This window comes from Streptomyces sp. NBC_01237 (assembly GCF_035917275.1).
GTDB lineage: Bacteria > Actinomycetota > Actinomycetes > Streptomycetales > Streptomycetaceae > Streptomyces.
Genome location: NZ_CP108508.1, coordinates 4,281,297 through 4,305,039 on the forward strand (window position 1 = coordinate 4,281,297; position 23,743 = coordinate 4,305,039).

Annotated in this window: 17 protein-coding genes and 1 pseudogene; 14 read left to right on the top strand and 4 right to left on the bottom strand. The window is 71.5% G+C overall.

The window, feature by feature from the left end; all coding sequences use genetic code 11:
* Positions 1-122 precede the first annotated feature (122 nt).
* The 4 genes from OG251_RS18805 to OG251_RS18820 form a co-directional block, all read right to left on the bottom strand.
* Positions 123-1,250, bottom strand: a complete 1,128-nt coding sequence (locus tag OG251_RS18805) for a D-alanyl-D-alanine carboxypeptidase family protein (protein WP_326678288.1) — start codon at positions 1,248-1,250, stop codon at positions 123-125.
* A gap of 115 nt (positions 1,251-1,365) precedes the next feature.
* Positions 1,366-2,616 (bottom strand): sensor histidine kinase, encoded by a 1,251-nt coding sequence (locus OG251_RS18810; RefSeq protein WP_326678289.1) that lies wholly within the window; start codon positions 2,614-2,616, stop codon positions 1,366-1,368.
* A gap of 5 nt (positions 2,617-2,621) precedes the next feature.
* Positions 2,622-3,419 carry a two-component system response regulator CseB gene (cseB, locus tag OG251_RS18815; RefSeq protein WP_326678290.1) on the bottom strand — a complete coding sequence of 266 codons (798 nt, stop codon included), beginning with the start codon at positions 3,417-3,419 and terminating at the stop codon, positions 2,622-2,624.
* Between the two features lie 78 nt (positions 3,420-3,497).
* Positions 3,498-4,397 (bottom strand): endonuclease/exonuclease/phosphatase family protein, encoded by a 900-nt coding sequence (locus OG251_RS18820; RefSeq protein ID WP_442818424.1) that lies wholly within the window; start codon positions 4,395-4,397, stop codon positions 3,498-3,500.
* 615 nt (positions 4,398-5,012) lie between these two features.
* Here OG251_RS18820 and OG251_RS18825 point away from each other — a divergent pair.
* The 14 genes and pseudogenes from OG251_RS18825 to OG251_RS18890 form a co-directional block, all read left to right on the top strand.
* A complete protein-coding gene (locus tag OG251_RS18825; RefSeq protein ID WP_326678292.1) occupies positions 5,013-5,636 on the top strand; it encodes a hypothetical protein in 624 nt (207 codons plus the stop codon).
* Positions 5,637-5,716: 80 nt separating this feature from the next.
* The gene (locus OG251_RS18830; protein ID WP_326678293.1) at positions 5,717-7,813 is read left to right on the top strand and encodes a flotillin family protein; all 2,097 of its coding nucleotides are present in this window, start codon (positions 5,717-5,719) and stop codon (positions 7,811-7,813) included.
* Positions 7,814-7,971: 158 nt separating this feature from the next.
* A complete protein-coding gene (locus tag OG251_RS18835; protein WP_326678294.1) occupies positions 7,972-12,834 on the top strand; it encodes a DNA repair ATPase in 4,863 nt (1,620 codons plus the stop codon).
* A gap of 303 nt (positions 12,835-13,137) precedes the next feature.
* A complete protein-coding gene (locus OG251_RS18840) occupies positions 13,138-14,364 on the top strand; it encodes an ATP-binding protein (RefSeq protein WP_326678295.1) in 1,227 nt (408 codons plus the stop codon).
* Positions 14,361-14,765, top strand: a complete 405-nt coding sequence (locus OG251_RS18845) for a roadblock/LC7 domain-containing protein (protein ID WP_073728024.1) — start codon at positions 14,361-14,363, stop codon at positions 14,763-14,765. The genes OG251_RS18840 and OG251_RS18845 overlap by 4 nt, the downstream gene beginning before the upstream one ends.
* Positions 14,762-15,136 (top strand): DUF742 domain-containing protein, encoded by a 375-nt coding sequence (locus OG251_RS18850; protein ID WP_073728022.1) that lies wholly within the window; start codon positions 14,762-14,764, stop codon positions 15,134-15,136. Before OG251_RS18845 ends, OG251_RS18850 begins: the two co-directional genes overlap by 4 nt.
* Complete coding sequence (locus tag OG251_RS18855; RefSeq protein ID WP_073728020.1) at positions 15,111-15,701, top strand: GTP-binding protein; 591 nt, start codon at positions 15,111-15,113, stop codon at positions 15,699-15,701. Before OG251_RS18850 ends, OG251_RS18855 begins: the two co-directional genes overlap by 26 nt.
* 60 nt (positions 15,702-15,761) lie before the next feature.
* Complete coding sequence (locus tag OG251_RS18860) at positions 15,762-17,171, top strand: cytochrome P450 (protein ID WP_326678296.1); 1,410 nt, start codon at positions 15,762-15,764, stop codon at positions 17,169-17,171.
* A 442-nt stretch (positions 17,172-17,613) separates the two neighbouring features.
* Positions 17,614-18,744: a cytochrome P450 gene (locus tag OG251_RS18865; RefSeq protein ID WP_326681313.1), complete on the top strand. Its 1,131-nt coding sequence runs from the start codon at positions 17,614-17,616 to the stop codon at positions 18,742-18,744.
* Positions 18,741-19,556 carry an enoyl-CoA hydratase/isomerase family protein gene (locus OG251_RS18870; protein ID WP_326678297.1) on the top strand — a complete coding sequence of 272 codons (816 nt, stop codon included), beginning with the start codon at positions 18,741-18,743 and terminating at the stop codon, positions 19,554-19,556. The genes OG251_RS18865 and OG251_RS18870 overlap by 4 nt, the downstream gene beginning before the upstream one ends.
* 123 nt (positions 19,557-19,679) lie before the next feature.
* The gene (locus tag OG251_RS18875) at positions 19,680-21,041 is read left to right on the top strand and encodes a phosphoribosyltransferase family protein (protein ID WP_326678298.1); all 1,362 of its coding nucleotides are present in this window, start codon (positions 19,680-19,682) and stop codon (positions 21,039-21,041) included.
* Positions 21,042-21,162: 121 nt separating this feature from the next.
* A complete protein-coding gene (locus OG251_RS18880) occupies positions 21,163-22,098 on the top strand; it encodes a TerC family protein (RefSeq protein ID WP_326678299.1) in 936 nt (311 codons plus the stop codon).
* Positions 22,099-22,176: 78 nt separating this feature from the next.
* Positions 22,177-22,377 carry a hypothetical protein gene (locus OG251_RS18885; RefSeq protein ID WP_326678300.1) on the top strand — a complete coding sequence of 67 codons (201 nt, stop codon included), beginning with the start codon at positions 22,177-22,179 and terminating at the stop codon, positions 22,375-22,377.
* Between the two features lie 128 nt (positions 22,378-22,505).
* Positions 22,506-23,726 (top strand): annotated as a pseudogene (locus OG251_RS18890) (FAD-dependent oxidoreductase); the annotation flags it as partial.
* Between the last annotated feature and the right edge of the window lie 17 nt (positions 23,727-23,743).

Below are 23,743 nucleotides of genomic sequence, written 5' to 3' on the forward strand. Positions count from 1 at the left end.
CTGGATATCGACAGTGGCCCAGGTGGGATCGGTGCCTGGATTCCGAGAACCAATCGCGTAAAGGTCAATCATACGAACCACCACAGATCATCGGGGCGGGACGGCCCCGGGACTTCGGTTGCTCACGAGACCGGCGCGCAGGTGAAACCACCGCGGTGGGACGAGGCTGACATGGGCGGCGGCGCGAGCGCGCGAGGCGCGCACGCCGCTCGGGCGATTCGGCCATCCAACGGGTTCGGAGCAGACCCACCGTCGCGCGAAGGCGCGGCCGTAGCGGCGAGGGCTGCCGGGAGCTCGGACCGGATCGCGGTGATCAGGGTGCGGCTGGCTTCCTGGGCCGCGATGCCGCCCTCGGTGGGGGTCGTGTTGGCGCGCTGGTGCAGAACCACGCCGAGGATCAGGCGGGAGGTGCCTTCGATCTTCTGGGTGGTGGCCCACATGAGGTTGCCGCCCGCCGGGGTGGAGGAGCCCGTCTTCAGACCGATGACCCCGTTCTCGCCGAGGAGTCTGTTGGTGTTGGGGATCTCTACGCCGATGCCGGGGGCCGTGACCGTGGGGGTGGCCACGATCCGGCGGAAGGCCGGGTCCTTCATGGCGGCTCGGGCCAGCTTCAGTTGGTCGGTGGCCGTGCTCCTCGTACTGGCCTCCATGCCGGTCACCCCCGTGTAGGTGGTGCGGTTCATGCCCAGTGCGGCGGCGGCCTCGTTCATCTTCCTGACGAATGCCTTCTCGTTCCCCGCGTCCCAACGGGCCAGCAGGCGGGCGACGTTGTTGCCCGAGGGCACCATCATCAGTTCCAGCAGCTGGCGTTGGGTGTACGTGCGCCCGGCCAGCACCGGGGCTGTCGTCTCCACGGACGAGTACGACTCGTCCGCGGACCGCTGGTCGGCGACCAGCTTCGCGCCGGGGGCGTCGGCCCGCATCGGGTGGTTCTTCAGGATCACGTAGGCGGTCATGACCTTGGTGACGCTGGCTATCGGGACCGGCGTCCGCCCGCCCCTCGTACCGAGGCTGCCGATCCCCTCGACCTCCACGCTCGACTGGCCCTCGGCCGGCCAGGGCAGGTCCATGGCCTTCGCGGCGGGAGCGACCGGCGGCACAGCGGCCGCGGCGGCGGTCGTGGACCCGGCGGGGTGGGACAGGGCGTCACCGGCCAGTGCGTACCAGGTCCCCGCGCCGGTCGCGAGTACGACGGCGGCGGACAGCGGTACGAGGACGGAGCAGCGGAAGCCGGAGCGGACGGCGAGCATGGGCACCTCCAGGGGACGTGTGCCGTTTGCACACACTCATCACCTTCGAGGAGCCGTTCTTCCGGACCGGTGCGACGCCGTTTCCGCCGCCGCGAGACTGCGTATCGGTTCCGTTTCAGGCCGTTCCGGGGGCCAGGTCGAGCGTCGCGACCGCGCCTCCGTCCGGGGAGTTCGCGAAGGTCAGCCGGGCCCCGAGGACGCCTGCCTGCCCCTGCGCGACGGTCAGCCCGAGCCCGTGCCCGTATCCCCGCTCGCTCGCTCCGGTACGGAAACGCTGCGGGCCCTGGTCGAGCAGTGCGGCGGGGAAGCCCGGCCCGTGGTCGCGCACCACGATCCGGGCGCCGGTGACGGTGACCTCGACGGGACCGGCTCCGTGGCGGTGGGCGTTGGTGACGAGGTTGACCACGACCCGCTCCACCCGGCGCGGGTCGGTCTCCACCACCGTGGCGTCCCCGGCGGTGACGTGGGTGTCCGTCCCCGTGCGCCGCACCACGTCGAGGACCAGTTCGGCCAGGGGCACCGCGTCGGGACGGGCCCGTTCGGCACCCGCGTCGAGGCGGGAGATCTCCAGCACGTCCTCGATCAGCGCGTGCAGCGCCCGCACCCGGTCCCGTACCAGCTCGGTCGCCTCGTCGTCCTCCGGGAGCAGCCCGGCCGCGGTGACCAGCCCCATCAGCGGGGTGCGCAGTTCGTGCGCGACGTCGGCGGTGAAGCGCTGCTCGTTCTCCAGTCTGCGTTGCAGGGCCTCGGCCATCCCGTCGACGGCCGCCGACATCTCGGTGATCTCGTCGCGGGCCCGCCCGGTGCGGCCGATACGGGCGTCGAGGTCGCCGTCGGCGATCACGCGGGCAGTGCGGGCGCCGTGGCGCAGACGGCGGTTGATCGGCTCGGTGGCCAGGGCGGCGAGCGGGACGACGACGGCGAGTGCGGCGACCACGGACGTGAGGATGCTGCGGTCCAGGAGCTGGAGGCCGCGCACCTCGGAGCTCATGTCCGTCCGTACGACCAGCATCTGGTCCCCGACGGCCACGACTCCCCACATCCAGTACCAGTTGGGGCTCTTGACGTCGTACCAGATGCCGTAGGCCCCGCCTCTCCCCGTGTCCTCGGCCAGGTTCCGCGCCAGCGGCTCGGGCAGTTGGTCCGGGGACATGATGTCGGCGCTGGGCGGCCTCTCTCCCGTCCGCGCGTACTCCCGTTCCGCCGCGGACAGGGCCGCGGTGACCCGCTCCCGCCCCACCTTCATCCCCCTGTCGCGGGTCGCGTCGTGGACGAGGAAGCCGATCACGGCCGCGACCGCGCAGCAGGCGGCGGCGGTCAGCGCGGCGATCTTCCAGCGCAGGGCGAGGGGGTTCACGAAGCGCACGGCGCTCAGCCGCGGACGAGTTTGTAGCCGAAGCCGCGGACGGTCTCGATCCGAGCGCTGCCGATCTTCTTGCGCAGACGCAGCACACACAGGTCCACGACGCGGGTGTCGCCCTCCCAGCCGTAGTCCCACACCTCGCGCAGCAGGCGGCGGCGGTCGAGTACCGCGCCGGGGGCGGCGGCGAACTCCAGCAGCAGACGCAGTTCGGTGGGGGTCAGCGGGACGATCCGCCCGGCCCGGCGCACCTCCATGCCGAGGGTGTCCACGCTCAGGTCTCCGAAGACCAGCAGCCCGTCGCCGTCGGGGTCCCGGCCGGCGCTTCCGGCGGCGGGCGAGGCCGTGGAGGCGGTCGTGGTGGTGGACCGTGCGGGTCCTCCGGCGGGCTGATCGAAGGTGGCGCGGCGCAGCAGGGCGCGGATACGGGCGACCAGGACGCCGGTGTCGACGGGCTTGATCACATAGTCGTCGGCGCCCGCCTCCAGGCCCGCGACCACGTCGAGGGCGTCGCCGCGTGCGGACATCATCAGGACCGGGACCAGGCTCGACTCGCGGATCCGGTAGCACAGGCCGATCCCGTCGAGCTCGGGCAGCATCACATCGAGGATCAGCAGGTCGTGTCCGCCCGCGCGGAACGCCTCCAGGCCGCTGAGGCCGTCGGCGGCCACCGCGACCTCGTAGCCGTAACGCTGCAGGGCGAGTTGGACGGCGCGGCGGATGGTCGCGTCGTCCTCGACGACGAGCACGCTGACTGGGTCCGGGACCCGGGCTTCCGACACTCCACCCACCTGGCCGTTCTGGGTCATTCGTCGCTCGCATCGTAGTCAGTCGGCAGTCCGGGCGCGGGGTGGTGCGGGCCGGGGGCGGGGCCGGGGCCGGGCCGGTCACAGCCGCAGGGACGCCGCCACGGGGAGGTGGTCGCTGCCGGTGGCGGGCAGGTTCCAGGAGGAGAGCGGAGTCATCCCCTTCACCAGGATGTCGTCGATACGGACCACCGGGAACGCCGCCGGCCAGGTGAAGCCGAAGCCGTCCCCGGACTCCCGCTGCGCCGAACGCAGCTGCGAGGTCACCGGGGCCAGCGCGCTGTCCTGGTACGTGCCGTTGAAGTCGCCCACCACCACGGTGCGGGGCGACGGCTCCGCCCGTATCGCGGCGGCAAGCTCCCGGGCCGCCTCGTTGCGGCGGGCCGTGGTGAAACCGGCGGCCGGCTGGACGCGTACCGATGCGAGGTGGGCCGCGTAGACGGCGACCGGCCCCTTCGGCGTCTGCGCCGTGGCCCGTATCGCGCGGGTCCACGGCATGATCGGCACCGCCTCCACATCCTTGAGCGGGTGCTTGCTCCACAGGCCGACACCGCCGATCACCGCGTGGTGCGGGTAGGCGGGGGCCAGCTCGCGCTCATAGACCCGTGCGGCCCGCTGCGACAGTTCTTCCAGCGCCACCACGTCCGCGTGCGCGTCGGCGAGTATCCGGGCGGTCCCCACCGGGTCGGTGTTCCCCTCGTCCACGTTGTGGCTGACCACCGTCAGGTCTCCGCCCCCGGAGCGCTTGTCGGTGAGGGCACCGCCGAAGAGCGTCACCCACACCACGGCGGGTACGAGTGCCGCCGCGGCCGCGGGCCGGGAGCGGCACAGGGCGGCCGGCACGAGCAGGACCGGCACACTCAGGACCGTCCAGGGCAGCAGCGTCTGGAAGAGGCTGCCGAGGTTGCCGATCCCGTTCGGGATCCGGGCGTGCGCCGCCATCAGCGCCGCGCAGAGCAGGGCGGCGACGGCGAGCAGCAGACCGTCGCGACGGCCGCCGGTGAGGGAACGGCGCGGGGCGGCGGGCTCGGCATCGGCGGCGGGCTCCGCGTCAGTGGCGGGCTCCACGTCAGTGGCGGGCTCCACGTGGGTGGTGGGCTCCACGTGGGTGGTGGGTGCGGAAACCTCCGGAGAACTCAGCACGGCACGTGCCTCCCAGCCTTCTCGTACACCGAAGGTCGGGTACCCGCACAGCCTCCGCCAGCCGCGCTTCCGGCCGGTCAGGGCCGCGCTTCGGGCACCGCACGGCTGTGTATCAGGTGGGTATCGCCGCCACGCCCACGCCCCCTGCGCCGGGCCCCGCGCTCGGACGCCGCTCCCCGTCTCCCCGAATCCCCCGCCCCGCGCCACGGCGCCGGAACGGGAGGAACGCGGCCATTCCGCCGCCGACAGGACCCGGCATCAAGAACGCGTAAAGATTGCCGCTTTCCGGCAATGCGAACGCTCGTGCCCCTTTGCCAGGATGGCGGTGGGGAGCGCGAGGCACCACCCCGCTGCCGGAACACGGAAGCGGCTTCCGGGCGGGGACGACGCCGCGTCCCGTCGGGGACACCGCGCCCCCGGCGGCGGGTGATCACGGACTGGGGGGGCGGAACAGTGGGGGAATTCCTTGATGCCGCGTTCGGATTTCCCGCTTCGCTGTTCAGCGCGGCTCTCGTCGTGGTCGTCGCCTTCTGGCTGCTGGTCCTGTTCGGTGCCGCCGAGCACGACAGCTTCGACGGGGATCTGCCGGGCGGCGCGCTGGGCATCGCCGACGGTGTGCCGGTCACCGTCGGGGTGTCGCTGCTGACCGGAACCGCCTGGTTCACCGCCCTGGCCGGGACCCTGGCGCTGCGTCGCGCCGGAGCCGAGGGGCCGGCCCGTGCCGCGCTCGCCGTCGGAGTCCTGGCCGCCTCGCTGCTTCTCGCGTGGTGGGTCACCCGGCTGCTCGTACGCCCCCTGGCCTCGCTCTTCCCCGAGGAACCCGGGCCGTCCCGGTCCGACTTCATCGGGTTGACCTGCACCATCCGCACCGGGCGGGTGGACGCCGGATTCGGTCAGGCCGAGGTCGCCGCGGAGGACGGTTCCACCGCCGTCGTCCAGGTCCGCCGCCTCGACAAGGACCTCGCGGCCGCACTGACGCGCGGCAGTACCGGGCTGTTGTACGCGTACGACGACGACGGCGAGTTCTTCTGGGTCGCGCCCTTCGACGCGGCGCTCGACCCACGCACCGCCACCTGAGCCGCACGAGCTCACGCCCGGCCCGCACTTCATCCCACTTTCGGCGGCTGTCGCCGTACCTTCATCGCAAGGACTTCACCATGGATGCCATCTCCTTGGGCATCGGCGTGCTCATCGCCGTTGTCCTGCTCATCGCGGTCGCTCTGCTCTTCGTCGTCAGCCGGCTATTCCGGAAGGTCGAGCAGGGCAAGGCGCTGATCGTCTCGAAGATGCGGAAGGTCGACGTCACCTTCACCGGGCAGGTCGTGCTGCCCGTTCTGCACAAGGCCGAGACCATGGACATCTCGGTCAAGGCCATCGACATCAGCCGGACCGGGCGGGACGGGCTGATCTGCCGGGACAACATCCGTGCCGACATCCGGATCTCGTTCTTCGTGCGCGTCAACAAGACCGTCGAGGACGTCATCAAGGTCGCGCAGGCCATCGGCACGGCACGGGCGAGCGACAAGGAGACGCTGCAGGAGCTGTTCAACGCCAAGTTCTCCGAGGCGCTCAAGACCGTCGGCAAGCAGCTCGACTTCACCGATCTCTACACCAAGCGCGACGAGTTCCGGGACCGGATCATCCAGGTCATCGGCACCGACCTGAACGGGTACAGCCTGGAGGACGCGGCCATCGACTACCTGGAGCAGACTCCGCTCCAGCAGCTGGACGCCACCAACATCCTCGACGCCCAGGGCATTCGCAAGATCACCGAGCTGACGGCGATCGAGCATGTGCGCACCAATGAGTTCCAGCGCACGGAGGAGAAGGAGATCACGCGGCAGAACGTCGATGCCCGCGAGGCCATCCTGGAGCTGGAGCGGCGTCAGGCCGATGCCGAGATCAAGCAGCACCGTGAGATCGAGACCGTCCGGGCCCGCGAGGAGGCCGAGACCGCACAGGTCCAGGAGGAGCAGCGGCTCCGTTCGCAGGCCGCCTTCCTCAAGACCGAGGAGCAGCTCGGCATCCAGCGCGAGAACCAGGCCCGTGAGGTCGCGGTCGCCGAGAAGAACCGTGAGCGGGTCATCGCGATCGAGAGCGAGCGCATCGAGAAGGACCGTCTCCTGGAGGTCATCGCCCGGGAGCGGGAGACACAGCTCAGCCGTATCTCCGCCGAGAAGGAGGTCGAGGCGGAGCGCCGGGACATCGCCGAGGTGATCCGGGAGCGGGTCGCGGTGGACCGTACGGTCGCCGAGCAGGAGGAGTCGATCAAGCGGCTGCGGGCCGTGGAGGAGGCCGAGCGCAACCGTCAGGCGATCGTCATCGCCGCCGAGGCCGAGGCCCAGGAGCTGCTGGTCAAGGACATCAAGGCGGCGGAGGCCGCGGAGGCGGCGGCCGTGCACCGGGCCGCCGAGGAGATCACCCTCGCCGAGGCGCGGGTCAAGGCGGCCGAGCTCGACTCCCGGGCCAAGCTGCGGCTGGCCGAGGGCAACCAGGCCGAGGCGGCGGCGGCCGGTCTCGCCGCGGTGCAGGTGCGGGAGAAGGAGGCCGACGTGATCGAGAAGGCGGGCCGCGCGGAGGCCGAGGCCACGTCCGCCCGGCTGCGGGCGGAGGCGGAAGGGGCCAAGCTCAAGGCCCTGGCGGTCGCGGAGGGCACCTTGGCGCAGGCGACGGCGGACGCGGCGGTGATCGGCGAGAAGCTGAAGGCCGAGGCGGCGGGGCTGACCGAGAAGGCCGCGGCGATGGCGGCGCTGGACGAGGCTTCGCGCGGTCACGAGGAGTACCGGCTGCGGCTGGCGGCGGAGAAGGAGATCCGGCTGGCCGGGCTCGACACACAGCGCCATGTCGCCGAGGCGCAGGCCACGATGATCGCCACCGGCCTGGAGAGCGCCGACATCAACATCGTCGGCGGCGAGTCCGTCTTCTTCGACCGGCTGGTCTCCTCCATCTCGCTCGGCAAGGGGGTCGACGCCTTCGTCCAGCACTCCGACACCGCGCAGGCGCTGGGAAGGAACTGGCTGGACGGCACGTCCGACTTCACCGAGGACCTGACCCGCGTCCTGGGCTCCGTTTCCACCGCGGACGTACGGAACCTGACGGTGTCGGCCCTGCTGATGAAGCTGATGAATTCGGGCGGCGCCCAGTCCGGTCAGTGGCGCGAACTCCTCGACAAGGCAGGTCAGTTGGGGCTAGCGGACATGCCGTTGGCGGAGCTGGGGGCCGGCCTCGACGGGGCCGGGACGGCCAAGGTCTGACCACCACGGCCACGGCCGGAGCGGTCGCGCGAAGAGCGACACGTGCGACCGCTCAGGACGACCCCGCACCGCTCAGGCCGGCACCCACACCCCCCGGCCGTGGAACCGCACCGCCGAGCACCGCCGAGCACCGTACGTATCCGCAGGGAGCCATCACCATGACCAGCACGTCCCCCATGGACGCGGGCACCTACGAGGTGCTGCGGGACCGACTCGGCGCACAGGCCGGCGAACTGGCCCGCCGGGCCGAGGCGCTCAACGCCCGCCGCACCGAGGAGTTCGGCTCCACCGAGCTGACCCTGGCGGGCACCGAGCACCTGCGCACCGAACAGCTCGGCGTACCCCGCGACATCGTGGCCGTCGGGGACCGGCTGCTGTTCGGCTACGACACCTTGCCCGGCCTCAGGCCCGGGACGGCCGTGGGCGATGTCCTCGCCCTGCACGACCGTGATCTGGAGCCGCTCCCCGAGGACGCCGTCCCCGGCCTTCTCGACGATCCCGCGTTCCTGCGGGAATTCGCCGACCTGTACCGCTACTACCGCGAGGCCCGGCTCCTCCGGCTCCGGCGGGTCGACGGCAGACTCCTGGCCGTCTTCCGGACGGGGGAGAAGAGCGACGACATCCGCGTCCTGCGCTGGGCCCTGGACGCGGACGGCGGGACCGCCTTCCTGGACGCCCGGGGAGAGCGCGACCACGTCCTCCCCCCGTCGCACGACGTCGAGTGGACCGCCACCACCCGCGAGGATCACGTCCTGGGCCGTCACCCCCATGTGTCCGTCGACGGCCAGGTGTTCGTCGCCGCGGTCGGCGGCACCCTCACCGTGAAGACCGAGGACGACACCGAGACCGGCGAGGGCATCCACTCCGAGCCGGTCGACGAGCCCCTGCAATCGCTCGCCGACGCCGAGATCGCGTACGCGCGGGTGGGACCGCTGGTCCTGCTGCGCGTCCGCCCGTACAAGGAGGAGACGCGGCGCCACCTCGTCTTCAACGGCGTCACCGGGACCGTCACGCGCCTCGACGGCATCGGCCGGGCGTGCCGACGGCTCCCCGAGGACCAGGGAATCGTCTTCCCCGGCGGCTACTACCTGACCTCCGGCGAGGCGAAGACCTTCGACACCGACACCGGAACCGAGGGCATGGAGTTCGAGCGGGTGGTGCGCTCGCCCAACGGCGAGGACGTGCTGTACGCGTTCCACGCCCCGGTGACCGGGCGCGGTCTCCTCCTCCCGTACAACGTCATCCGCAAGGCCGTCGCCACCCCGATCTCCTGCCACGGCCACGCGCTCTTCGACGACGGCACGCTCATGGTGCTGCGCGCCGGTTCCGACGAACCGTCCCGGGTGCATCCCCTCCAGCGGTGGCACTCCTCGTACGTCTCCGACACCTATGCCGCCGGGCGGGCCACCGGCTCCGGGGCGTTGTCCCGCATCGGAAACGCGGACCTGGTGCGCGGCATCTCCGACTGCCTCTCGATCGCCCGCGGCGTGTTCGAGACCGAGCCCACCGGCGGCGTGTACGAGACACTCGTCGCCGCCTGTGTCCGGGCCGGGGACCGCTACCACTGGCTCGGCGATCCGGAGGCCGGTGACCTGGGAACGCCGCTGGACGAGGTGCGGGCCACGGCCGAGCAGGTGCTGTCGGAGTTCGAGACCGTGCGGACCCTGACCCGCCGGGCCGCCGACGCACTGGGGGAGTCCGCCGACCGGATCGCCTCGCTGGTACGCCGCGCCCGTGGGGAGGTACCCGGCGGGGCCGGTGCATGGGTGGACCGGCTGACCGAACTACGCGGTGCGCAGGGGCACCTGCTCACCCTCAAGGAGATGCGTCACGCGGACACCGGGCGCATCGACGCGCTGGCCGCCGACATCGACACGGACATCGTGTCCTTCGCCCGGCGCGCCATCGCGTTCCTGGAGCGGAAGGACGCCTTCAGCGACTACCACGACGACATCGAGCAGCTCACCGAGGCGGCCGGGGCCATCAGTACCGTCGCCGAGGCCGAGCCGATCGCCTCCCGGCTGGACGAGCGGACCGTGGGGCTCCGGACCGTCACCGAGGTCGTGGCCGGACTCGACATCGGGGACGCCACCCTGCGTACGTCCGTCCTGGAGCGGATCGCCGAGGTACTCGCGGGCGTCAACCGGTCCCGCGCCATCCTCGACGCCCGCCGCCGCGAGCTCCGCGTCCACGAGGGCCGGGCCGAGTTCGCCGCCGAGTTCGCCCTGCTCGGTCAGGCCGTCACCGGCGCACTCGCCGCCGCGGACACGCCGGAGTCGTGCGACGAACAGCTGGCCGGCCTCCTCCTCCAGCTGGAGAACCTGGAGTCCCGGTTCGCGGACTCCGATGCCTTCCTCGCCGAACTGGGCACCAGGCGGACCGAGGTGTACGAGGCGTTCTCGGCCCGCAAGCAGACGCTCCAGGACGCCCGCGCCCGCCGTGCCGAACGTCTGGCGGACTCGGCCACCCGCGTCCTGGAGACCATCGCCCGCCGGGCGGCGACCCTGGCCGATCCCGACGCGGTCAGCACCTACTTCGCCTCCGATCCCATGGCCGCCCGGATCCGCCGCACCGCCGACGAGCTGCGCGGACTCGGCGAGGAAGTGCGGGCCGAAGAGCTCGACGGCCGGCTCAAGGCGGCCCGGCAGGAGGCCGCCCGCGCCCTGCGCGACCGCACCGAGCTGTACGCGGACGGCGGCCGGACCGTCCGGCTGGGCCGGCACCGGTTCGCGGTGAACACCCAGCCCCTGGAACTCACCCTGGTCCCGCAGGACGACGGCCTGGCCTTCGCCCTCACCGGTACCGACTACCGCTCCCCCGTCACCGACCCGGACTTCGCGGCCACCCGCCCGTACTGGGAGCAGTCGCTGCCTTCGGAGAACGCCGACGTCTACCGCGCCGAACACCTCGCCGTACGTCTGCTCACCGCACACGGTGCCGCGGCCCTGGCCGAAGCCGACCTTCCCGCCCTCGTACGGAGCGCCGCCGAGGCCGCCTACGACGAGGGGTACGAGCGGGGTGTCCACGACCATGACGCGACCGCCCTCCTCCGTGCCCTGCTGCGCCTGCACGACGGCGCGGGGCTGCTGCGCTACCCGCCCTCGGTGCGCGCCGGGGCCCAGCTGTTCTGGGCGCACGGTACGACCGGGCCGGAGCGCTCGACGTGGGTGCGCCGCATGACGTCGCTGGCCCGCGCACGGGCCGTCTTCGGCGCCGCACCGGCGATCGCCGGTCTGCGGGCCGAGCTGGCCACCGCCATGGGCGGTCCCGGCCAGGAGCTCGCCGCCGAGTACCTCTTCGAGGAGCTGACCAGCGGTCCGGAGGGCTTCGCCACGAGTCCGGCCGCCCGCACCCTGCTCGCCGCGTTCCGCCGCGCGGCGGGCACCGCCGCCTATGACGAGGATCTGGTGCGGCTGGACTCGCCGGCCGACCGCCGCCAGCTGGTCGAGGCCTGGCTGACCTCGTTCACCGCCACGACGGGCGAGGCCTTTGGACCCGGCGAACTCGCGGAGGCCGTGGCCGTCGAACTCTGCCCCGCTCTCGACCGGTACGAGGTCCATGCCCCGCTGTCCGAGACGGTCGAGGGACTCCTCGGCACCCACCCCCGCGTCACCGGCCGCCGGCTCACCCTCCGTATCGACGAAGTGCTGGCGCGGGGACGGGACTTCAGCACCCGGGGGGCGGAAGGGTTCCGCGACTACCAGCGGCGGCGCGCCGCGCTCGTCGCCGCCGAGCGGGCCCGGCTGCACCTCGACGCGTACCGCCCCCGGGTCATGTCCTCCTTCGTCCGCAACCGCCTCCTGGACGAGGTCTTCCTCCCCCTCATCGGCGACAGTCTCGCCAAGCAGCTCGGCACCACCGGCGACACCCGCAGGACCGACACGCACGGCCTGCTGCTGCTCATCTCGCCGCCCGGCTACGGCAAGACGACGCTCATGGAGTACGTCGCCGACCGGCTGGGCCTGGTCCTGGTCACGGTCAGCGGCCCGGCTCTGGGGCACGCCGTGACCTCGCTCGACCCCGCCGAGGCACCCAACGCCACCGCCCGCCGGGAGGTAGAGAAGATCAACTTCGCGCTGGAGACCGGCAACAACACCCTGCTCCACCTGGACGACATCCAGCACACGTCACCCGAACTCCTCCAGAAGTTCGTCTCGTTGTGCGACACCACCCGCCGCATGGAGGGCGTCCGGGACGGCGTGAGCCGCACGTACGACCTGCGCGGCAAGCGCTTCGCCGTCTGCATGGCGGGCAATCCCTACACCGAGGCGGGCCGGCGTTTCCGCATTCCCGACATGCTCGCCAACCGGGCCGATGTCTGGAATCTCGGCGATGTCCTCACCGGGAAGGAGGACGCCTTCGCGTTCAGCTTCATCGAGAACGCCCTCACCTCCCACCCCGTCCTCGCCCCGCTCGCCGGGCGGGAGCGCACCGACCTCGACCTGCTCGTACGCCTCGCGGAGGGCGACCCCACCGCCCGCGCCGACCGGCTCGTCCATCCCTACGCCCCCGCCGAGCGGGAGCGCGTCCTCGCCGTACTGCGGCACCTGCTCACCGCACGCTCGGCCGTCCTGGCGGTCAACGCGGCCTATATCGCCTCCGCCGGGCAGCCCGACGCCGGGCGCACCGAGCCGCCGTTCCAGCTCCAGGGCTCCTACCGCAACATGAACAGGATCGCCGCACGCATCGACCCCGTGATGAACGACGCCGAGCTCGCCGCGGTCATCGAGGACCACTACACCGGCGAGGCCCAGACCCTCACCACCGGCGCCGAGGCCAATCTCCTCAAGCTCGCCGAGCTGCGCTCCGCCCTCACGCCGGAGCAGTCCGCACGCTGGGCCGCCGTCAAGGCCGCGCATGTACGCGCCCGGGCGCTCGGCGGCCCCGAGGACGAGCCGGTCACCCGCGCCGTCGCCGCGCTCGGACTGCTGGCCGACCGGATCGCCGCCGTCGAGTCGGCCATCGTCCGGTCCGGCGGTGCCTGCGGACGCGGCCGCGCCGATGGCCCCGATTCCCCGTGATTCCCGGTAAGAAATCGGCTCTGTCCGCGTTGTCGTCCTTGTCGGGCCCCGTGTGAACATTCCGCATGGAAATCAACTGGCGTGGGCTTCTTGACAATTAGCCGACACCCCGATGGTAAGATCATCTTACTTCCAGTGGGCTGATGGCGTATGGGGGCATTCCGGGAGGGATGAATTCCTCGGCCCCACGTTCGGAGGGGCCTTCCCGAAGCGGGAGCACCCAGGGCTCGACCATGTCCTGACGGTGCCTCACATGAGGGAGCGTCACACCGTCTTCCAGCCATGGCACTTGAAGTGAGTCTCATGACCTTTCCGCAGGGCCCCGTCATCTGGGCACTTGCTGTCGTCGCACTGGTCGCTGTGGGTGCCGTGCTGCGGGCTCGCACGACCAACATCAGACTGCGCAGACACCACTCCGAACTCCAAGGAGAACGCGACACGCTGCTGCGGCAGCGCGACGAGCTCCATGTCTCGCACAACGGTCTGCTCCACCGGCACGCCTCGGAGCTCTCCGAGGTCCGCAAGGACGCCGAGGAGGAGACCAAGGCCGTCCTCAAGGCGGCGGTACGCACCCTGCAGGGGCTCGCGGACGAGCAGCAGGTGGTCCTTGAGAAGGCCCAGCACAAGTACGGCGACGATCCCGGGATCCTCGCCGACCTGATGGCCATCGACCACGCCAACAGCCAGTTCGGCCGCCGGGCCCAGGGCATCGCCGTGCTCTGCGGCGGCTGGCTCGGACGCCGCGAGACCGTCGCCTCCGTCTTCGACGTGGCCCGCAGCGCGCAGGGGCGCATCCGGCAGTTCGACCGGGTGCGGATCAACGGGCAGGTGAACTTCTCGGTCGTCAGCAAGGCCGTGGAGCCGGTGGCCGTGGTCCTCGCCGAGCTGCTGGCCAACGCCACCAACTACTCCGCCCCCGGTACCCCGGTGGAGATCAACATCCAGGCCGTGCCGACGGGCGTCTGCCTGATCGTGGACGACGCCGGACTCGGCATGGGCCAGGAGGAGAAGGACCGCGCGGCGGCTCTCCTCTCGCCCCGTGCGGCCATCAGCGTCTCCAGCCTGGGTATCCCGCCGCAGTTCGGATTCGCCGTCTCCGGCCTGCTGGCCGCCCGCTACGGGTTCAGGATCTCGGTGGACTCCGTTTCCCCCTATGGAGGCGTACGCGCGGTGGTTCTTCTGCCCGACGAGCTTCTCACCAGCGAAGTACCCCCGGCCCCCGTGGCCGCCGACCGCTACGACGCGGCCCCCTCGGACTTCTCGCGGCGCGAGGCTCCCACACCGCCGCCCACGCCACTGTTCCCGCCGGCCACGGCCCTGCCGGACCACGCCGCGCACTCCGCGGCTCCGGTCACCACCGCCGGTGGGCTGCCCAAGCGCCGCCGCAAGAGCCCCGTGTCAGCGGTGCCGTCGGCCGACGCCGGGCCGGCACGCAGCAACGAGGAGACCGCTTCGCGTCTGGGTGCGTTCCAGCGCGGAACACGGTCCGGGCGTGACATGACGACGATGGAAGGACCCGAGATCCAGTGAACCCCGATCTGTCGTGGGTACTGAACGATGTGCTCCAGGTACCCGGTGCACGCCACGCGATCCTCGTCTCCGCCGACGGCCTGTTGCTGGCCAACTCCAGTGAGATCGGCCGGGACGACGCGGAGACCGTCGCCGCGGCCATGAGCTCCATGCAGTCGCTCAGCCGGGCCGTGGCCCCCTTCATCGGCACCCGTTCCCCCGGCCGGTGGCGGCAGACGCTCCTGGAGTACGAGGACGGCTGGATCTTCCTGATCGCCGCGGGCACCGGCGCCTACCTCGCGGCGACCGCCGCGGCCGATGTGGACATGGAAGCCATGTCCTTCCGCATGCAGCAGCAGGTCACCGCACTGGGGAAGGCGATGACCACTCCTCCCCGCCAGAACGCGGGAAGCGACGTATGACCGCGCCGGGCGAGGAGCAGCAGGTCAGCAGCGGGTTCGTCCGCTCCTACGTCATCACCGGCGGGCGTGGTCTGCCCGCCGCGGACGATCTCTCCCTCGTCACCCTGGTCACGCTCGCCCCCGACCGGCAGCCCCCGCCGAGCCCGAGCCCCGAGGTCCGGGCGATCTGGGAGCTGTGTTCCGGCGGCTATCTGTCGGTGGCCGAGGTGGCGGGGCACCTGGAACTGCCCGTCGGAGTGGCGCGCCTGCTGCTGAAGGATTTAGCGGAACAGGGGCATCTCCTCCGCCGCAAAGCCCCGCCGCCGGCCCAACTCGTTGACAGGAAGATCCTCGAAGAGGTGTTGCATGGACTCCAGGTCCGGTTCGGCTGAGAGCATCTATGTGCCGGACGCGGTGCAGCGTGCGGCGAAGATCCTCGTCGTCGGGCACTTCGCCGTGGGCAAGACGACGCTCATCGGCACCCTCTCCGAGATCACCCCGCTGCGCACCGAGGAGCGGATGACGCAGGCCGGGGCGCACATCGACGATCTCCGGGGCGCGCCCGACAAGAAGACCACCACGGTCGCGCTGGACTTCGGCCGGCTGACGCTGAGCGACGAGCTGGTGCTGTACCTGTTCGGCACGCCCGGCCAGCAGCGCTTCGTCGAACTGTGGGAGGACATGGCGCGGGGCTCGCTCGGCGCACTCCTCCTCGTCGACCCGGCCCGGCTCGCCGACACCTTCCCCGTCATCGACCTGGTCGAGACGTACGGCCTGGAGTACGCGGTCGCGGTCAACAGCTTCGACGCGCAATCCCAGCACGCCGAGGAGGAGCTGCGCGAGGCTCTCGATCTGCTGCCCGACACCCCGGTCGTGTACTGCGACGCCCGGGACCAGAGATCGTCGGCCCAGGCACTGATCACCCTCGTACAGCACCTTCTCGCGCACGTGGCCTGACCCCCGTTCCCCCGAAGCCCGGGGCTCCCGGAGCCCCGCGATCACACCGAGGAATCACACATGGACTCTCAGCCGGGAGCCACCCCGTACAGCGCCCCCGCTGGGTGCCCGATGCACGAGGAACGCCAGACCTCCCTCTACGGGCCGGAGTTCGCGTCCGATCCGCACCGTGTGTACGACGCGTTCCGGGCGAACGGGCCCGCCTCGCCGATCGAGCTGGCCCCCGGGGTGGAGGCCACGCTCGTCGTGCAGCACGAGGCCGCGCTCCGGGTCCTGCAGAACCCGGCCCTCTTCGCCCGCGACTCGCGCCGGTGGACCGCGCTGCGGGAGGGCCGCGTACCGCTCGACTCGCCGGTGCTGCCGATGATGGCCTACCGGCCCAACTGCCTGTTCACGGACGGCGCCGAGCATCTGCGGCTGCGCAAGGCCGTGACCGAGAGCCTGGGGCGTCTCAACTTCAGCCGGCTGAGCCGCGATGTCGAGCGCATCGGTGACTACCTCATCGACCAGTTCATCGAGCGCGGCAGCGCCGACCTGCTGGGCGAGTACGCCAAGCTGCTGCCGCTGCTGCTGTTCAACCAGCTCTTCGGCTGCCCCGGCGACATCGGCGACCGGCTGACCCGCAGCATGTCCGCCATCTTCGACGGCGAGGACGTCCTGCGCGCCAACGACGAGCTGACGGAATGCCTGATGGAACTCGTCGCGCTCAAGCGCCGCCAGCCCGGCGAGGACATCACCTCCTGGCTCATCCAGCACCCGGCGGGCCTGCGCGACGAGGAGCTGAAGGACCAGCTCGTCATGCTGATGGGCGCGGGTGTCGAGCCGGAGCGCAATCTGATCGCCAACGCGCTGCTGCTCCTGCTGTCCGGTGACACTCCGGGCCCCGGCTCGGAGCGGCGGGGTTCCGGGATGCTGGTCGAGGACGCGCTGGACGATGTGCTGTGGAACAACCCGCCGATCGCCAACTACGCGACGCACTACCCGGTCCAGGACATCGAACTGGACGGTGTGACGCTGAAGGCGGGCACCCCCGTCCTGATCAGTTTCGCCGCCGCGAACAGCGACCCCGCGCTCACCGACGCGCGCCAGACCCTGAGCAAGGGCGCCCACCTGGCCTGGGGCGCGGGTCCCCACGTCTGCCCGGCCAAGTCGCCCGCCCAGCTGATCGCCCTCACCGCCATCGAGAAGATCCTCAACACCGTGCCGGACCTCGCTCTGGCCGTGCACCCCTCGGGCGTCGAATGGCGGCCGGGACCGTTCCACCGGGCCCTGGTCGCGCTGCCGGTGCGCTTCAGCCCGACTCCCGCGCGCGGCAGCGGCACGGCGGTTCGCACGCCGGCGACGCCGACGGCGCAACCGGCCGGGCAGGCTTCCCCCGCCCCCGCCGCCACCCCGCACCATCACGCCGCGCACGCGCAGAAGAAGTCGAAGGGATGGTGGAGTTCCTTCCTCGACGTCTTCCGCGTGTGAGTGCGGAAAGGGCCGACGGGTGTCCTCCGGAATGTTCCGGAGGAATACCGATGGTGACTCCGCGTATACGCACGCGGAGTCCCCGTACCGGTGAAAACCCGTAGCAGGACCCCGGCGGGTGCGCAGATGAGTCCGGGGGTACGCGAATGAGTGCGGACGCCGCTCACCAAGTGATTCCGCATATGCCCATTCGCCTATGACAAAGGGCATTCACGACTTTTGCATGTGACGGGGGCAACAGAGATCGACGCTTGGCGGCGATATGCGGAGGGGTAGGTTCTGGCGGTAACCCGGAGCCTAGGTCAAGGAACTCTGCGTGAGCACTGTGAGTGGCATAGCCACGCCGCCTGTCGACCGTCGCGCCCTGATCTCGCTCCTCCGCCGCCTGAACTCCCCGGAAGGACAGGCGGACCCCTACCCGCTCCTGGGTGAACTGAGGGCCATGGGGGATGTCGTACGCGCTCCGTGGAACGGCTACTTCGTCACCGGTTTCGACGCGTGCAACGAGGTGCTGCGCGGCCGGAACTGGCTGACGCCCGACTTCGCGTGGCAGGAACGCCAGGACGGCACCGGGCGCTGGGACGCCATCGCCACGCGGGAGATGACCAAGACCCTCTCCCGCCTCAACGCCCCCGCGCACACCTGCCAGCGCCGCACCCTCGGCAACCTTTTCGACCGTTCGACCATCGACCGGCTGACCCCGGTCGTCGAGGAGCACGTCGGCCGCCTGCTGGACGAACTGGCGGACAAGCTCCGGTGGGGCGAGGCCGACCTCGTCAGCACCGTCAGCGAACAGCTCCCGATCAGCACCATCGGCTCCTGGCTGGGCATCCCGCCCGAGGACCACCCCCACATCCTGGAGATCACCCACAACCAGGTGCACGCCCAGGAACTGCTGCCCACCAAGAGCCAGCTCGCCGTGTCCGCCGAGGCGACCGTGCGGCTGCGGGCGTACTTCACCGACCTGGTCGCGCGACGCCGCGCCGCACCCGCCGATGACGTGCTGACCGGCTGGATCCACACCTGGGACGGGCTCGAACCCGACCGGGAGGCGGCGGACGAGATCCTCTACCGCCTCACCATGTTCGTCACGATCGCCTCGCTGGAGACCACCGCGACGCTGCTGTCCGCCATGGTGAACCTGCTGCTCGGCGAACCCGGCCGCTGGACCTGGCTCAGGGAGCACCCCGAACACATCGACTCCGCGGTGGACGAGGTCCTGCGGTACGACCCGCCCATACACATCAACAGCCGGGTCGCCGCCGAGGACACCGTTCTGGCCGGGGTCCCGATCGCGAAGGACAGCATGGTCCACGTCATGTACGGGGCCGCCAACCACGACCCCCGGCGCAACGAGAACCCGGACGCCTTCGACGTCCTGCGGGGCGGCAGCCACCTCACCTTCGGCGGCGGCGTGCACTACTGCCTGGGCGCGGCCCTCGCCCGCCTGGAAGCCCGTACGCTCCTGACCGCTCTCCTGGAGCGCTTCCCGGCTCTGCGCGTCTGCGCGCCGCCCAGTTACGCGTCCCGGATGGTCTTCCGGCGCGTGACCTCGATGGGCGTGGCGATATGAAGCTCTCCCTGCCCGACTTCCTGACCCCCTACGGCCGGCCCGGCACGGTACGCACCGTTCGCGAGGGCCCCGTCCTGCACATGGAGCTGAACAGCCCCGCCACGGGCAACGCGGTCACCGAGGCGATGCTGGACGATCTGCTGGACGTCCTGGCCGTACCGGACCCCGAGGTCCGGGTGCTGGTGCTGAGCGGTGCCGGGGACGACTTCTGCCTCGGCGGCGACCGGAACGAGTTCGCCGACTGGCTGGAGGAGGACCCGACCGGGCGGGGCATCCGGCTCGCCGGTGACAAGGCCCGCCGGGTCTGCGAGGCGATCTCCGGCAACCGGGCCGTCACCATCGCCCGGATACAGGGCAAGGCCATCGGCGCCGGGCTGGCGCTCGCCCTCGCCTGCGACCTGCGGGTCGGGGCCGACACCGCCGGATTCCGGCTGCCGGAGCTGGCACTCGGGCTGCCCACCGCCTGGGGCGGGGTGCTGCCGCGCCTGATCCACGAGGTCGGCGCCGCCCGCGCACGCGAACTCATCCTCACCGGGCGGGCCTTCGACGCCGCCGAGGCGCACGGTCTGTCGATCCTGCAACGCGTCGTGCCCGAGGACGCCCTGGACGAAGCCGTCTCCGCCTGGGCCAGACCCGTCGTCCGCCGCCCCGAGGCCGCCCTGCGCGTCACCAAGGCCCTGCTCAGCTCCTACGCCTCCGCGACCCGCCTGGCCGACCCGTCCTTCCTCGACGCGGAACTCATGGCCTCCGTGGCCGCCGCGACCCGGCGGACCCGCGACAGCGGGGAGTCCGGTGCGGTGCGGGTCCCCTGAAGCGGGCCGGCGGTGGGGTCCGACTTGCGCAACGGCCGCTGACGGGGTTGCGTCGAGGTGGGGACGCGGTCGTACGCCGTACGTACGTGGTCTCCCCCGCTCCCCGCTGGAGGTGGAACCGCCGTGCTGTTCACCGACCGCACGGATGCCGGACTCCGGCTCGCTCGGGCGCTCCAGCAGCTGGAAGGCGAACACCCCGTCGTCCTGGGCCTGCCCCGCGGCGGGGTCCCGGTGGCCTTCGAGGTGGCGCGGGCACTCGGTGCGCCGCTCGATGTGATCGTCGTCCGCAAGCTCGGCGTCCCGTACCACCGGGAGCTGGGTTTCGGCGCCATCGGCGAAGGCGGCGTACGGGTCATCAGTGAGGAGATCGTGCGCCGCGGCGGCGTCACGGAGGAGGACGCCGCCGCGGTCGAGCGCGCCGAGGAGGCGGAGCTGCTGCGGCGGGCGGGCAGGTTCCGCGCGGACCGGCCGCGGCAGGACCTGGACGGCCGGACGGTCCTCGTGGTGGACGACGGGATCGCGACCGGTGCCACCGCCGAGGCCGCGTGCGCGGTCGTACGGGCGCAGGGCGCGGCCCGCGTCGTGCTGGCCGTCCCCGTGGCACCACCGGACGCGGTGGCCCGGCTGCGCACCGGGGCCGACGAGGTGGTGTGTCTCGCCACGCCGCACCCGTTCTCCTCGGTCGGCGAGTGGTACCGGGACTTCTCCCAGACCTCCGACGAGGAGGTCGTCGCCCTGCTGGCACGGGCTGCGGACGGCCCCGGACACCCCCGGCCCGCCAGGAACGGAGAACTCCGGCTGGACTTGAGCGGTGCGGGCGGTGCGGGCGGTGCGGCTAGTGAGGGCGGTACGGGAGGCGGTGCGGGCGGCCTGGTGGTGGTCGGGGATCTCGTCCTGCCGGAGGGCGCCGAGGCGGTCGTGGTGTTCGCCCACGGCTCGGGCAGCAGCCGCCACAGCCCTCGCAACCGGTCCGTCGCGGCGGCCCTGAACGGGGCGGGCCTGGGCACCCTCCTCTTCGACCTGCTCACCCCCGCCGAGGAGGCCGGCCGCGGACACGTCTTCGACATCGGGACCCTGGCCGGGCGCCTGGCCGGGGCCACCCGCCTGCTGCGCGAGCGCGTACCGCTCCCGATCGGCTACTTCGGGGCGAGCACCGGGGCCGCGGCGGCGCTGCGGGCCGCCGCGGCCGCCGACGCGGACATCGGCGCGGTGGTCTCGCGCGGCGGCCGGCCCGACCTGGCCGGGCCGCGGCTCGGCGGCGTACGCGCGCCCACGCTCCTGATCGTGGGCGGCCACGACACGACGGTGCTGGCCCTCAACCGGCGGGCCGCAGCGGAGCTGACGTGCGAGAACCGGCTGGAGATCGTCCCCGGCGCGACCCATCTCTTCGAGGAACCGGGTGCGCTGGACACGGTCGCGGAGCTGGCGCGGGACTGGTTCACCGCGCATCTGCCGGCGGGGCCGGGGAGCGGTACCGGGGACTGACGTGGACCGTGCGGGCCGGTATCGGCAGCGGTCCCCACCGTCGCGCGACGCGCGGACCCCCGGTGCACACTCGTAGAACGAGGCCCCATCCGCCTCTCGCGATCATTGCGAGGTCACCCACGTGCTCGACGTGCCGTGGTGGCTGTGGGGGGCGTTCGCGGCGACCGTGATCGTGTCGCTGGTGATCGACCTCCTGGCGCACCGGACAGCTCATGTCATCGGCTTCAAGGAAGCAGCCCTCTGGAGCGGGGTGTGGGTGAGCCTCGCGCTCGCGTTCGGCGCGGTCGTCCTCCTCGTCCTCGGACCGAGGGCGGGAACGGAGTACGCCACCGCCTGGCTGCTGGAGAAGAGCCTGTCGGTCGACAACCTTTTCGTCTTCGCCCTGATCTTCGCCTATTTCAAGGTGCCCCGCGCCTATCAGCACCGCGTCCTTTTCTTCGGCGTGTTCGGCGCACTCGTTTTTCGCGGGATATTCCTGTCCCTCGGTGTCGCGGTCGTCGGCCGATTCACCGCCGTGCTGTTCGTCTTCGCCGCCATCCTTTTCTACAGCACCTATAAAATCCTCAGGGGTGAAGAGGAAACCTTCGACCCGGGCAGGAGTTTCGCCGTGCGCCTGCTGCGCAGAGCGATTCCCGTCCGGGACGACTACGCCGGTGCGAAGTTCACCGTCAGGGAGGCCGGCAGGCGCGTCGGCACCCCGCTGCTCGCGGTCGTCGCCGCGATCGAGGCGGCCGACCTGGTCTTCGCCGTCGACAGCGTGCCGGCGGTGCTCGCGGTCAGCGACGACACCTTCGTCGTCTACACCAGCAACGCCTTCGCCATCCTGGGGCTCCGGGCCCTGTACTTCCTGCTCGCGGGCCTGCTGGACCGGTTCCGCTACCTGAGCCGGGGGCTCGGCGTCATCCTCGCCCTCATCGGCGTCAAGCTGATCCTCCAGGCGTCCCACAAGATGATCGATGAATCCATCCCGGAAATCCCGTCGCTGTTGAGCCTGGCGGTCATCGTCGTGGTCCTCACGGTTTCGGTCGTGGCGAGTCTGCGTCACCCCCAGAAATAGCGCGACCCCGCGGACCATGCACCAACAAAGGAAAAGGAAAAATTTTCCAAATTCCCCGGACGGGCTTATCGTGGGGTAATGGCCAGCACCGAGCATGAGACCAAGCCGCAGGCCGAATTCATGTGTCCGACCTGCAAACGCCCCGTGACGACCGAACTGAAACGACACAAGACCCTCGGGATCTTCGTCCCCGTCTGGGGCCCCGGCCCGTGCGAGAACCCCGACTGCGCCGATCACCGGGCGAACGCGCAGCCCATGGGGCATGGAGCCCACCCGTGAGGACCCCTTCGACGGTCCGGCCCGGCCGCGCACGATCCGCGTGAAGCACGACGTACCACTGTCCAGCGCACACCTTCGTCGCTACGATTGAAACGAATCAATCCCATCGGCAGAGGTGTGAGAGATCCATGAGTACGTACGACATCGTTGTCATAGGCGGTGGCCCTTCGGGGGTCCCGGCCGCCGTGCAGGCCGCCCGCCTCGGTGCCCGCACCCTGCTCGTGGAGAAGAACGCCGGCCTCGGCGGCACCACCACGTACGCCAACATCGCCTTTCCCGGGCTCTTCCACGCCTGGGGCAAGCAGGTCATCGCCGGGATCGGCTGGGATCTGGTGTGCCGGGCCGTCGAGTTGAGCGGTGAGGAGCTGCCGGACTTCTCCGACGACGACGTACGGCCCCACTGGCAGCGCCAGGTGCGGCTGAACGCCCCGCTGTACGGCGCGCTCCTCATGGAGGAGGTGCACAGCCGCGGCGTCGATCTGCGCCTCCACACGATGCCCGCGTCGGCGCGGTGGACCGGCGAGGCGTGGGAACTCCAGCTCTGCGGCAAGGACGGGCTCCGGCCCGTCCTTGCCCGGCGGCTCGTCGACTGCTCGGGCGACGCCGACGCGATCGGCCTCGCGGGGCTGCCGCGCAGGCGCAACCCGGACCGGCAGCCCGGCACCATCGACATCCGGCTGTCCGGCTACGACGTCGCGTCCCTCGACCGGGACGAACTGGACCGCCGGTACACGCAGGCGGTCGGGTCGGGGGCGCTGCACCCCGCGGACCTGGGCAGCAGGGGGCGGCCGCTGCTGCCGTTCCTGGACAAGAGGGGCGAGAACGCGATCCATCTCACCGGCATCGAGGGCGCGACGAGCGAGGGCCGTACGGCGGCGGAGCTCGCGGGCGGGGCGGCGATCCTGCGCATCTACCGTTTCCTGCGCACCCTGCCGGGGCTCGACGGCGTCCGGCTCGACTTCCGCGCGGCGGAGGTCGGCGTCCGCGAGAGTCTGACGATCGACGCCCGGAGGAACGTGACCGGCGAGGACTACCTGAGCGGAATCGTCCGGCCCGACGCGGTGTGCCATAGCTTCTACCCGATCGACATCCACCGCCCGGACGGCGACGGGATCGACAAGACCTACCTCCGCCGCGGCGTGGTCCCGTCCGTGCCGCGCGACGCGATGATCCCGGCGGGCAACCCGTACGCGGTGGTCGCGGGGCGCTGCATCGGCTCCGACCAGGCGGCCAACTCCGCGCTCCGCGTCCAGGCCACGGCCATGGCGACCGGACAGGCGGCCGGCGCGCTCGCGGCCCTCGCGGCGGACCGGGGCGGCGACCTCGTCTCCGTACCGCTGCCCGAACTGCGTCAGGTGCTCGTACG

Excerpts from the sequence above, each read along its gene's own strand:
- OG251_RS18860 (WP_326678296.1), top strand. The coding sequence starts at position 15,762 with ATGGACTCTCAGCCGGGAGCCACCCCGTACAGCGCCCCCGCTGGGTGC.
- OG251_RS18865 (WP_326681313.1), top strand. The coding sequence starts at position 17,614 with ATGGGGGATGTCGTACGCGCTCCGTGGAACGGCTACTTCGTCACCGGT.
- OG251_RS18885 (WP_326678300.1), top strand. The coding sequence starts at position 22,177 with ATGGCCAGCACCGAGCATGAGACCAAGCCGCAGGCCGAATTCATGTGT.
- OG251_RS18835 (WP_326678294.1), top strand. The coding sequence starts at position 7,972 with ATGACCAGCACGTCCCCCATGGACGCGGGCACCTACGAGGTGCTGCGG.
- OG251_RS18840 (WP_326678295.1), top strand. The coding sequence starts at position 13,138 with ATGACCTTTCCGCAGGGCCCCGTCATCTGGGCACTTGCTGTCGTCGCA.
- cseB (WP_326678290.1), bottom strand. The coding sequence starts at position 3,419 with ATGACCCAGAACGGCCAGGTGGGTGGAGTGTCGGAAGCCCGGGTCCCG.
- OG251_RS18805 (WP_326678288.1), bottom strand. The coding sequence starts at position 1,250 with ATGCTCGCCGTCCGCTCCGGCTTCCGCTGCTCCGTCCTCGTACCGCTG.
- OG251_RS18830 (WP_326678293.1), top strand. The coding sequence starts at position 5,717 with ATGGATGCCATCTCCTTGGGCATCGGCGTGCTCATCGCCGTTGTCCTG.
- OG251_RS18850 (WP_073728022.1), top strand. The coding sequence starts at position 14,762 with ATGACCGCGCCGGGCGAGGAGCAGCAGGTCAGCAGCGGGTTCGTCCGC.
- OG251_RS18855 (WP_073728020.1), top strand. The coding sequence starts at position 15,111 with ATGGACTCCAGGTCCGGTTCGGCTGAGAGCATCTATGTGCCGGACGCG.
- OG251_RS18870 (WP_326678297.1), top strand. The coding sequence starts at position 18,741 with ATGAAGCTCTCCCTGCCCGACTTCCTGACCCCCTACGGCCGGCCCGGC.